The sequence below is a fragment of the Mitsuokella sp. oral taxon 131 str. W9106 genome (assembly GCF_000469545.1).
In the GTDB taxonomy this organism is placed as follows: Bacteria; Bacillota; Negativicutes; order Selenomonadales; family Selenomonadaceae; genus AWVT01.
The window spans coordinates 92913-103669 of the sequence record NZ_KI273052.1 but is presented as its reverse complement, the minus strand read 5'-3'; the positions used below and the strand labels follow the sequence as shown (position 1 = coordinate 103669).

Sequence of the window (10757 nt, the reverse complement as noted above, 5' to 3'; positions counted from 1 at the left end):
CGGCGGCGCCTCTCGCCATTTCGACCATGCTGCTGCCGCCGAGCTGCGGTGAGCCGCTGAGCAGCCCCGTGACGAGCGCAGGGATTTTCTTCGTCAGGATATAGATCATGCCGCAGGCGAGGACGGCCTGCAGGAGGACGCCGAGGTCGTCCATCGTGCCCGGCGTCTCCTTGAGTTTCTGGATGAAGCTCTCGATGAACGGCACGGCCATCGCCGCGATGAAGGCAATCGCGCATATCTTGATGGCGAGGTTGAACATCGCGCCGATCGCCTTCTCGGTGAGGAAGGAAAACTTCGACATGACGCCGAACGCGAGGAGCGGGAGCGTCAGGAGCGCCATCGTGTAGAACTCGATGCGCGCCATGAACATCTCCAGCGCCGTCATGAACATGCAGTAGACGATGGCCACCATCGCGATGATCATGATGAGCAGGATGCCGATGCTGTCGAACGACACGTCCTGCCATATCGCGGCCCAGCAGTCTATGGCGAGCTGTACGATGCGGTCGCAGTTCGCGCCGATGATGTTGTTCGCCGCCGCGTCCCCGCCGCTCGCCTTGATGCCGAGCAGCTCGAAGCCTTCCGAGAGCGCGCCCATGAGGGAGATCCAGTTCGTCATGAGGAAGAGGTAGAAGCCGATCTTCAGCGTCATGTTGATGAGGTACTGGAGCTTGTCGCCCGACATGAACTTGATGGACAGCTCCCACGTCGCCTGCACGACGGCGAGGATGACGAGGAGGCGCGTGCAGTACGGCAGGATGTTCTTCGCGCCCGGCGCGATGACGTGTTCGGTGTAGTTGTTCATGAAGCCGCCTAGGATGCTGATGTCCTTGGAGGAATCCTTGAGCTCGGGCGTGTAGTAGGTGACGGCGGCATGGCTGGCAGAGCCCGCCGTCCAAAGGCCGGTCCCGATGAAGAACGCGCCGAGCTCCATAATTTTGAGCAAAAAAAATAAATGTTGCAAGATAACTCATAGAATAAGTTCCCACAACATTTATTTTAGAGCTAGTGACCGCATTGTATATGGAATGAAAACCTCACCGGGTTGCCTGGGCAAGTGCCTTATTCACCGCGTCAACGAACTGATCGTGTGAAATCGTCGCACCCGCAATCGCGTCGACTTTCTCGACCTGCTGCACCTTAACGAGCTCATCGGCATACGTTTTGTGTGCTTTGTATGCCGTCTGCGCCTTGCGATAGTGAAGCTGGTCCTTGATCTCGCCATCCTGCTTGCCGTAGTCTTCCGTCTTCACGGCACCGTTCTTGTCAATGCCCGTATACGTCGCCTTAGTAATCTTGTGATCTTGGATCGTAAGTTCGAGCTTGCCATAGCCAATCTTTGGATTCTTCTCTGACTCCGCCGTATACGTGCCATCTTTTGCCTTGGAAAGATCCATCTGCCCTGCCGAGGAACTTCCCGAATCGGTGCAGTACGCTGGCACGCTGGAAGTTCCTGACCCAGTGCCAGGTGCCTGTGCCTTGTCACTGCCGCAGCCCGCCGCTATCGTCAAGGCAAGCATCGCCGCAAGCGGCAGGATAGCCTTTGTCTTTTTCATGATTCTGCCTCCCTCATGTGTCCGTGTTCAATGATGACACGCCGCTCGGCTTCCGCGCCGACTTCCGCTGAGTGCGTGACGGTCAGGATCGTATGTCCCTCCTCATGCAGCTCGTGGAAAATCTTCATGACAAGCTGCTGATTCTTCTCGTCAAGGTTGCCCGTCGGCTCATCGGCAAGAATGAGCACTGGATAATTGATGAGCGCACGCGCAATGCAGACGCGCTGCTGCTCGCCGCCGGAAAGCTGGCTTGGCAGATGGTCTGCGCGATCCGCCAAACCGACACGGTCAAGTGCTTCGAGTGCTTCCTTTTTATCGGGCATGCTATGATAGTACTGCGCCGCCATAATATTTTCAACGGCTGTCAGGTAAGGAATCAGATGGAACTGCTGAAACACGATGCCGATCTTATCGCGGCGAAGCTGCGTAAGACCATCATTCGACACCTCCGAGATATCGACACCGTCGAGTATGACATGCCCGCTCGTCGCATGATCCATGCAGCCGATGATGTTCATGAGCGTCGTCTTGCCCGAACCGGAAGGTCCCATGATCGCAAGCCAATCCCCTTTCTCAACGGATAGATTGACATGCTGCAATGCAGGAACTTTCCCGTTGTAGAGCATTGAGACGTCCTTTAATTCTAATAGGCTCATAACTCCTCTACTCTCCTCTCAGTACGATCGCTGGGTCAACATTCGTAGCAATACGAACCGGTATCAGGCTCGCGATGCCCGTCACGAGAATGGACAGGACGATGGCGAGAATCGCAATCCCCGGCGCGAACGAGATGCCGCGCGAAAAGACATTCATGCTGACACTCTGTGCAAACAAGTAACCAAGACCGCTGCCCAAAAGACCACCGAGTGCGCCAAGGACACAGCCTTCGCCAAGGAACTCCATGACGATATTGTGGTTCGATGCACCGAGTGCTTTCTTGAGGCCGATTTCCTTGCGCCGTTCCGTCACGACTGCCGTCATGGTCGTCGTAACGCAGATCAGCGTCAAGACGAGCACAATGAGCGTGACGAGCAGAATGAGGACCTGCAGCTTCGAGAGCACGCTGAACTCCGATCGTGCGATTTGACGCACTTCCTGCGGCTGAACAGCGGGATCGGCCGCACCGATTTTCTCCTCTACCGCTGCGAGCTTATCGCCGTCTGCTACGATACTGAGCTGAGCTAGGCCAACCGCCCCCGCCTTGCCCGTAATCTCCTGCAGCATATGAAGATCAACAAAAGCGAACTGCTCTTCTTTGCCGCCCGTCGAAACGACACCCGACACCGTGAACTGCTTGATTGCCGTTCCCTCGCCTGCACTGACCGATACCGTCTGCCCGATGGCTTTATCCGCATCTTGTGCGATTTTCTTTGCAACCTCTGCACCGAGCAGGATCTCCTTCGACCCTTCCGCTGGGTACTCTCCCTTGACCATCCAGTAAGGGCTGACCTTCTTGAGTTCCGCGAAGTCCGTGCCACCCGTAATGACCGGCTGTTTGTTGACTTCGAGTCGTTCGTAGAGGAACGGGGCAAGCCCCACGACATCTTCGCCGGAAAGCGCATTGCGAACAGACGTGAGCGATGTCTCATCGAACGTGCTGCTGTCCCCTGCGGGAAGGACCAGCACATTCGCGCCGTAAGCACGGAACTCCCTGCCGAGCTGAGCGGGCACTTCACGGTAAACCGTGATCATACCCGAGATGATTGCCGCACCGACCGCGACGGCCAAAAGCGCGATGAACATACGCGTCTTCTGGCGCAGCAAGGCTTGGAAAATCATCGTAAAAAACATCTTGTATTTTCTATACATTTGCATCACCTGCCATGAAGAACGCTTGCCGGCTGCAAGGATAGCAGCATACGAATGGCAGGCAAGCTTCCGACGAGAAGCATGAGCGCCATAAGTGCCGCAACGATGGGCGCGACGAAGAGATTGATCGCAATCGCTGAGCCGAACACGGTCTGTCCGATTGCCTGTGCGAGCAAGAGTCCGCCAAAGTAGCCGACGATACCGCCGCCAATACCTGCGATAAAGATTTCCGCGAGAACCATGAGGCTGACGGAAAGATTCGTTGCCCCAAGCGCCTTCATGAGACCAAACTCACGGCTTCGTTCCATAATATTCGCACTGACAAGGTTCGAAACGCCGAGCGCTGCCGAAATAAGTGAGAGACCCGTGATGAGCATCATGAGCATCTCCGTTTTTTCGAGGATCTTGCCCTCAGACTCCGCAATCTGTCGTACAGGCTGTGCCGCCGATCCCGGAATTGCTTCTTCGATCTGAAATGCGATCGAGCTCACGTAAGCCGTGCAATACCAAATCTCGCGTTCTTTCTGCGAGAGGCGCTCTGGATTCGCCGCCGCCTTTCGTGCGAGATCATTCTCTGGTGTTGTGATAGCGGACACCTCGACCTTATCGACCTTGCCTTCGGCACCGACTATACCTTGTACAAAACCGAGATCCGTCGTGATGGACTCATCCTCTGCCCCGCCGCCTGTAACGATTCCCGAAACTTTAAGTGTTCCTTCCTCGCCATCCTTGCCGCGATAGTGAAGCGTGTCGCCTGCACTCACACCAAGATCTGCCGCAAGTTTCTCACCGACAAGTGCTTCGCCTGCTCCTTCCCTAGGCCATGCGCCTGCGACCGTCCACCAAGACTTGATTTCCTGCGCCCCTGTCGTGATGCTCTCACCAGTCGGAAGCGTCACGACATGTTCGAACCAAGTTCCATGGAGCGGAACCTCCTTGCCGTCCGTGAGTGTCAATGTACCTGCGAGATCCGGCGCGAACGCAACGATGTTATTGGTCCAAAAAATCGTTTTGATCTTGCTGATATCCTTCTCCTGCAAGTACTCCTTATGTCCGCTCTCCACGCCGTAGACGTCCTGCAGGACTGACGCCGTGCGCGGCGTAACCGTGATATTTGCGCCGTACGCCTTGAGCTCTTGGTTGACCTTTGCGCCAATGTCGAACATGACGTTAAGCATCGCAGCGGCAAGGGAGACGCCTAGCGCAACCGTCAGCGCAATCAGGAAGAACCGTTTCCGCTGCCGGATCAATGCGCCTTTTACCATTTGCCAAAACAAAACCTATCCCTCCCTTCGATTCCTCTATATTAACGAAATACATCGCTCGCCTTTTCAAGTGCTTCCTGCGGTACGCGCAGCTTGCCGTCTTCTACTTTGTGTTCGAGCGGAATCGGGTTGCAGCCGCCTTTCGTCCCAATCGTTGCCTTGTTCATCATGACGTCGCACAGACGGCAGATTACCTGTCCGTCCTTCTCATAGTAGCCCGTCGGTCCGCAAATATCGCAGGCATCGAGTCCGACACCGTAAGAGTTGCCGCCCTTCAGAATGACGATATAGCGAACCTTCGTGCCGTTTGCTGCCTGATAGGCGAAGCGATGGAGATGTCCGTCATTGACTTCCGTAAGCGGCACATCGACGGAGCCATTTTCAGCGAGCACGTTGACTGCTGCGACGAGCTCTTCCTTCTTGTTTGCGTAACTAGAGCCAAAGCTCGAAAGCAGGACCATGGCAATGAGAACGACCATCGTTGCCGTGCCCCAGCGACGTTTGTGGAGTGCTTTCATCAGCATCCGGCGGAAGTCCGCTGGATTCATATCAACGGGGCGCGTCGGACGCTTTTGTGAAAAAAGTGTGAGCGGCACAAAAAGGAGTGCGAAGAAGATGATGAAAATCAGCCATGAGGAATGGTCGATGATCGGTGCCATGAAAGAGAGCAAGGTTCCACTCCCAATGAACTGACGTGCCATCATGACCTGAATCAAAAAGATTCCTTGCTGAACCAACATAGCCGCCGCCTGTACGACAAAGACAAACGTGAGACGCCTGTCGTTGAGTGCCGCCGCCGCCTGATAGGCGATGACCGATGCGATCGTGCCAAAGAGCAAGCCGGCCAAAAATCCAGCAAGCTTCACCGCGACCTGTGCCGTGTAATACTCGCCCGCCGCTGCAATGAGCGTTCCGGCGGGAATGAGCCAAACCTCAATGCCATGATAGAAGAAAAGCAAGAGGCCGATGATGCAGACCGAGTAACGAAATGGCGACGAAAATACCTTCTCTAGGTCGTTCTTCTTCAAGAGAAACACAACGCAGAAAATTTCTGCCAAAACTGCGATTGCGATTGCTCCTGCTTCCACTCCTTCACGGCTCACAGCATTTTTCGTGCCGACGCGCGCTGCGACGAGTGCAATGGAAAGCCAAAAGCCCCACTTGAGCGCCGTTCCATAATTCCTTTGATAGATGGGGAACGGCAGTCGCCGGAGGATTGCAAACAGCACCCCCAATGGAACACCGAGCGTTACAGCCTGTTCCATTGCGGGGATAAACTGCTGAAGAAATGTTTGCAACATATTCTGCACCTCGTAAAAAAACGAGCTCGCCCGCAAGATACGCCGCGAAGCGAGCCACGTCTGAACTTATTCTATTGACCTGTCAAATTAGATTACCAACGCCGCGGAACGTAGTTGAAGACCCAATCCATCGTCACAGGCTCGTCCCAGAAACGTCCCTTGACACCCGTCTCCTCATCGACGTGCAAGCCGTAGTTCATGCGGTATGGGCTGTCGATCGAGAAGTGCATATCGTACGTGCCGGCACCGAGCAGCTTGACATTTGCACCGTAGTGCGGGCCGTCATCTGCATTCATCGGCATGAATACGCCTTCGACGCTCTCGCCCGTCTCACGCTTTGTAAACTTATAGTGAACCGTGAGGTACGGAATCCACTCGCCAACGCCAAAGCCCGTGTCGTTGCCTTCCGTTGCATGGATATCCGTTTCAATGTGCATATCCGCCTTGTCCGGTGAGAGCGTCATGCCCTCGGGAAGCATCTGAATCGGCTGGAAGTAAACGAGAGCGACCTTGAAATGGTTCTGCGTATTCTCGATCTCATCACCGATCGGGTACTCCGTGAATCCCGCAGCCGATGCTGAGCCAGCATTGAATGAGAATGCAGCTGCTGCAACAGCAGCGATCGCGAGTGCAGACTTGAGTTTCTTGAGCTTGAACGACTTCATAAAAAACACTCCTTTATGATGTAGGAAAAATACTTATCTTCAAGGGGAGGCAACGAAGCCGACCCATGAATACTTAGTAAACGTGAAAGGCTTACGCATTCGCCGCTTTCGGCTTCCGCTTCTTCGAGTAGATCACCATGCCAATGCCGATCAGTATGACCAGCAGCTGCGCACCGAGCGTTTCCGCTGTCGGGAAAATACCGAGCACGTCCACCGTCGGAAGACCATCAAAGCGCGTGATGCCGATGACGCCCCCCTCCTGAAGCTCCTCGATTCCGCCGCCGACAAACGTAACAGCGAGCAGGAACATCAGTACGCTCGTAAAGAGGAAGAACGGACGAAGCGGAATGTGCAGAATGCCGTGCTGGATGCCAAAGAAAATGACAGCGAGCGCGACGCAGCCTGCACCGAAGCCAAGCCATATCATCTCGACATCTGCAGCTGCATTGTTGAATAGCGCCTGATAGAACAGAATGACCTCAGCACCTTCACGGTAGACGGCAAGAAATGCTGCAAATCCTAGTGCTCTTGCGGTGCCGGACGTCACGGACGTCTTGACGAGTCCGTCAATGTACTGCTTCCACGTGTCCTTGTCTGCCTTACCGCCGAGCCATGCGCTCGTGAGAAGCAGGACAAAAACAGCGAAGAGTGCGGTTGCACCTTCCAATACCTCGCGGCTCATGCCACCCGTATTGTTATTGAGGATCGTAGCAAAAAAGTATGCCGATATGAAGCTTGCTACAACAGCAGCAATCGAAAAATTGTACACTGAACCGAGATATCTCTCATTACCTGAACGCTTAAGATATGCGATGATCGCAACGAGTACGAGGATCGCCTCAAGCCCTTCACGCAGAAGGATGAGGAATGCCGGCAGGAATGCCGCCCACCCAGAAGAGCCATGTGCATTTTCAAGTGCCTTGACATTGTCCTCAACCATCGCCTTGAGCTTTTCGCCCTCCTGATGGACGGATGCCACATCTTCGCCATTTTTTATGGCGCGTTTGACTTTGTAGAACTGATACTCCGTCAAACTCGTCTCCTTTGCGGAGACGGAGCTTCGCATGACACTCTCAAGACCTTCCTTCTCGTAGATCCCGTAGTATGAGGTATTGATAAGGTCACGTGCACCGTCGGCATCACCGGATTCATACGTTGCGACGGCCTGGTCGACCATCCGTGCGATATTTTGGGAAACTTCCTCCCACTTCGGTGCTGCCGATGCCAGCATCGTGCTCGCAAAGAGCACTGCCACGCAGAGCAGCAGGACTTTTGTCAACTTCGACTTCAGTCTCAAAGAATCACCTTCTCCTTAATTTGCTGGCACACCGCCTTCGGCCGCCTGTTTTTCCGCTTCCATCTGCTTTGCCGCCACGAGCTGCTTATTCGCGCGGATTCGCTTGTTCTCGTCATCATCGAAAGGATGGCTGCCCGAACCATCAAACGGGAATCGCAGGAGGCGCATCGTCTTCATCGGATGGCCTTCTGTATCGAGCGCCGGCTCGAACTGGAAGCGATGGACCGCATTCAATACGAGCTGGTCAACCACACGCCTGCCCGAAGTCTGTGTGAAACGATAGCCTGTGATATGTCCCGTCTCATCCAGTTTGACGAGGATACCGACCGTACCGCGAAAATCCGTGCCGCGCGTATCCGGCGTGTTGCCCGATACGACGAGCGCACCGATCTGCTGCGTAGGCGGAGCAGGCGGCAGCCCCTTCTTCCCTGTTTGCCCCGCTGCAGCATCCCCTTTTTGAATCTCTGCCACGGCCTCATCCATCTCGGCAGCTTCTGTTGGAGAAAGCTCCTGCGGGATGATATCATCCGGCGGTTGTTCTGGCTCAGGCTGCTGCTCCGGCTCAGGCTTAGGCTGCTTTTCCGGTTCGGGCTGTTTCGTCTCCTCCTGTTCATCCGAATCATCCCCTTCAGGAATGTCGACGACCTCCATCTCCTGTGCGGGAGGTGGCTGCTCTTCAAAATGAAGATGCGGGAGTATGATCGCCAAGAGCGTCCAAACGATGAAATGCAGAAAGAGCGCAACCGCAACCGTCATGCGCCAGTAGCTTTTGAACCGCATCTCAGTGCCCCCTTGCCGTCTCCGTCGCAATCGAGACGTGACGCCCTCCCGCCTGCTTCAGGATGCCAAGCACGCCGACAACGTCACCGTAGTCCGTCTTCTTATCGCCGCGCAGGACGAATACCGTATCGGGATCTTCGGCAAGCGATTCCTTGACCTTCGCCTCGATTTGCTCATTCGGGACCGTATCCTTATTGTAGAGCACATCGCCCTTATCCGTTACCGTGATCGGTACGATATTCGGGCGCGTCTCCATGTTCGCAGCTGCCGCCTGCGGAAGCGCGACCTGAATCGTGTTCGTCTGCACCATGTAAATCGTGCTGACCATAAAGAACACGAGCAAGAAGAGCATGATGTCAATCATGGGGATGATCATGACGAGCGGCTCTTTCGTGATGCGAAAGTCACGCCGCATGGTTCTCCCCTTCTTTCTTCATGCCAATTCCTTCCTGTACGGCTGCTGACGCCTTGTCGAGCACAGCAAGCATCTCGTCGAGCTTCTGCGCGAAATAGGTATGAACGAGAAGCGCGAAAATCGCTACGCAAAGACCCGTCGCCGTCGCGACGAGCGCCTCGCCGATACCCCCCGTGATCGCGAGCGGCTCACCCGCACGAACACTGAAAATACTGAAGGACTGAATCATGCCGGAAATCGTGCCGAGCAATCCCAAGAGCGGTGCGAGCGTAACAATCGTCGAAAGATAGTTCAATCGGGCGCGAAGCTCCATCGCCATCTCCCCGTAAGCCGTATCGAGTGCGAGTACTAGGTTCGTGCCTTCACTCGCCGCGCGAAGCCCTGCCGCCGCGACGTAAGCTGCAGCCGTATTCACGCTGCCGCACCGTTCCGCCGATGCCTTGATGCCCTGCCCCTTTATCTCTTGGGCAAGGTCTTTGACGAACGCGCCTGCGCCCTTTCCCGCCTGCCGATAAAACCGCCAACGCTCTATCGCGATTGCCGCAACGAAAATCGAACAAAGGAGCAAGATGTACATGACCGGCCCGCCCTTTTGAAACATTTCCCAACTACTCTGCAAAAAAACCATCCCCTAGTCTCACTTGATACTAAGGATCCATATCGTTATCAATGATACAGATTCTGTATATCACTATCAATCTCATTAGCGAGTATAGCACAGCAAACATGCAAATGCAAGGAAAAATGAAAACGGCCTGCAAGCGTGTCCATCTTACAACGACAAATCCATGTCCTTCTGCTATAATATACTCATTGAAAACCCATTTCAATGAGTATACATCCATAATCCATAATCCATAGAAAGGAGCTTTTATGCCAGTTGAAATTATAGAAGGACTTTCTATCCCATTTCTCGGCACGAGCCTCGGTGCGGCATGTGTCTTTTTCATGCGCAGTGCGCTCAATCGTTCCGTCCAAAAAGGGCTTACGGGTTTTGCAGCAGGCATCATGGTGGCGGCTTCGATTTGGAGCTTGCTCATTCCCGCGATGGAGGAAAGCGCCGCACTCGGACGCTATGCCTGTCTTCCTGCCGTCATCGGCTTTTGGATCGGCACACTTTTTTTGCTCGCACTCGATCATATCATCCCACACCTTCACATGAACGCAAAAAAAGCAGAGGGTCCGAAAAGCAGGCTTTCACGCAATACCATGCTCGTGCTCGCCGTCACGCTTCATAATATCCCGGAGGGTATGGCGGTCGGCGTTGTACTCGCAGGCTATTTATCCGGCGACGCGAACCTTTCACTCGGTGCAGCACTCGCACTTTCTATCGGCATCGCCATACAGAATTTTCCTGAGGGCGCGATTGTCTCCATGCCGCTTGCGGCAAACGGCATGAGCCGATTCAAGGCATTTATTGGCGGCGTCCTATCCGGCATCGTCGAGCCGATCGGTGGTTGTCTGACCATTTTGGCAGCGAGCTACGTCGTCCCCATTCTCCCCTACCTACTCGCATTTGCCGCCGGTGCGATGATCTACGTCGTCGTTGAGGAACTCATTCCAGAGATGAGCGAGGGCGAACATTCCGACATCGGTGTCATCACGTTCGCCGTCGGCTTCACGCTTATGATGGCGCTTGATACAATACTAGGCTAATCCTGCTATCATG

12 protein-coding genes are annotated in these 10757 nt (G+C 54.6%); 1 reads left to right on the top strand and 11 read right to left on the bottom strand.

Annotation, left to right across the window (positions count from 1 at the left end):
• The 11 genes from HMPREF1985_RS02255 to HMPREF1985_RS02205 form a co-directional block, all read right to left on the bottom strand.
• The coding region (locus HMPREF1985_RS02255) for a type IV secretion system protein (RefSeq protein ID WP_231385154.1) at positions 1–964 on the bottom strand (964 nt) is incomplete at its 3' end.
• A 73-nt stretch (positions 965–1037) separates the two neighbouring features.
• The gene (locus HMPREF1985_RS02250) at positions 1038–1556 is read right to left on the bottom strand and encodes an FMN-binding protein (protein ID WP_021770815.1); all 519 of its coding nucleotides are present in this window, start codon (positions 1554–1556) and stop codon (positions 1038–1040) included.
• Positions 1553–2212: an ABC transporter ATP-binding protein gene (locus HMPREF1985_RS02245; protein ID WP_021770814.1), complete on the bottom strand. Its 660-nt coding sequence runs from the start codon at positions 2210–2212 to the stop codon at positions 1553–1555. The genes HMPREF1985_RS02250 and HMPREF1985_RS02245 overlap by 4 nt, the downstream gene beginning before the upstream one ends.
• Positions 2213–2219: 7 nt before the next feature.
• Entirely contained in the window at positions 2220–3365 is a 1146-nt protein-coding gene (locus HMPREF1985_RS02240) for an ABC transporter permease (RefSeq protein ID WP_040636807.1), read from the bottom strand.
• A 5-nt stretch (positions 3366–3370) separates the two neighbouring features.
• On the bottom strand, positions 3371–4642 hold the full coding sequence (locus HMPREF1985_RS02235) for an ABC transporter permease (RefSeq protein ID WP_040636806.1): 1272 nt from the start codon (positions 4640–4642) through the stop codon (positions 3371–3373).
• Positions 4643–4671: 29 nt separating this feature from the next.
• The gene (locus HMPREF1985_RS02230) at positions 4672–5931 is read right to left on the bottom strand and encodes a DUF2318 domain-containing protein (protein WP_021770811.1); all 1260 of its coding nucleotides are present in this window, start codon (positions 5929–5931) and stop codon (positions 4672–4674) included.
• Positions 5932–6023: 92 nt separating this feature from the next.
• Positions 6024–6596 carry an iron transporter gene (locus HMPREF1985_RS02225; RefSeq protein WP_021770810.1) on the bottom strand — a complete coding sequence of 191 codons (573 nt, stop codon included), beginning with the start codon at positions 6594–6596 and terminating at the stop codon, positions 6024–6026.
• A gap of 91 nt (positions 6597–6687) precedes the next feature.
• Complete coding sequence (locus HMPREF1985_RS02220; protein ID WP_040636823.1) at positions 6688–7875, bottom strand: FTR1 family iron permease; 1188 nt, start codon at positions 7873–7875, stop codon at positions 6688–6690.
• Between the two features lie 33 nt (positions 7876–7908).
• Positions 7909–8673: an energy transducer TonB gene (locus HMPREF1985_RS02215; RefSeq protein WP_021770808.1), complete on the bottom strand. Its 765-nt coding sequence runs from the start codon at positions 8671–8673 to the stop codon at positions 7909–7911.
• Between the two features lies 1 nt (position 8674).
• Positions 8675–9088 (bottom strand): ExbD/TolR family protein, encoded by a 414-nt coding sequence (locus HMPREF1985_RS02210; RefSeq protein ID WP_021770807.1) that lies wholly within the window; start codon positions 9086–9088, stop codon positions 8675–8677.
• The gene (locus tag HMPREF1985_RS02205; RefSeq protein WP_298593640.1) at positions 9078–9665 is read right to left on the bottom strand and encodes a MotA/TolQ/ExbB proton channel family protein; all 588 of its coding nucleotides are present in this window, start codon (positions 9663–9665) and stop codon (positions 9078–9080) included. The genes HMPREF1985_RS02210 and HMPREF1985_RS02205 overlap by 11 nt, the downstream gene beginning before the upstream one ends.
• 296 nt (positions 9666–9961) lie before the next feature.
• On the opposite strand from HMPREF1985_RS02205, the gene HMPREF1985_RS02200 reads away from it, so the two are divergent.
• Positions 9962–10744, top strand: a complete 783-nt coding sequence (locus tag HMPREF1985_RS02200) for a ZIP family metal transporter (protein WP_021770805.1) — start codon at positions 9962–9964, stop codon at positions 10742–10744.
• The last annotated feature ends 13 nt before the right edge of the window (positions 10745–10757 follow it).

Coding starts and splice junctions, on each gene's coding strand:
- HMPREF1985_RS02250 (WP_021770815.1), bottom strand. CDS start 1,556: ATGAAAAAGACAAAGGCTATCCTGCCGCTTGCGGCGATGCTTGCCTTG.
- HMPREF1985_RS02245 (WP_021770814.1), bottom strand. CDS start 2,212: ATGAGCCTATTAGAATTAAAGGACGTCTCAATGCTCTACAACGGGAAA.
- HMPREF1985_RS02240 (WP_040636807.1), bottom strand. CDS start 3,365: ATGTATAGAAAATACAAGATGTTTTTTACGATGATTTTCCAAGCCTTG.
- HMPREF1985_RS02230 (WP_021770811.1), bottom strand. CDS start 5,931: ATGTTGCAAACATTTCTTCAGCAGTTTATCCCCGCAATGGAACAGGCT.
- HMPREF1985_RS02225 (WP_021770810.1), bottom strand. CDS start 6,596: ATGAAGTCGTTCAAGCTCAAGAAACTCAAGTCTGCACTCGCGATCGCT.
- HMPREF1985_RS02215 (WP_021770808.1), bottom strand. CDS start 8,673: ATGCGGTTCAAAAGCTACTGGCGCATGACGGTTGCGGTTGCGCTCTTT.
- HMPREF1985_RS02210 (WP_021770807.1), bottom strand. CDS start 9,088: ATGCGGCGTGACTTTCGCATCACGAAAGAGCCGCTCGTCATGATCATC.
- HMPREF1985_RS02205 (WP_298593640.1), bottom strand. CDS start 9,665: ATGTACATCTTGCTCCTTTGTTCGATTTTCGTTGCGGCAATCGCGATA.
- HMPREF1985_RS02200 (WP_021770805.1), top strand. CDS start 9,962: ATGCCAGTTGAAATTATAGAAGGACTTTCTATCCCATTTCTCGGCACG.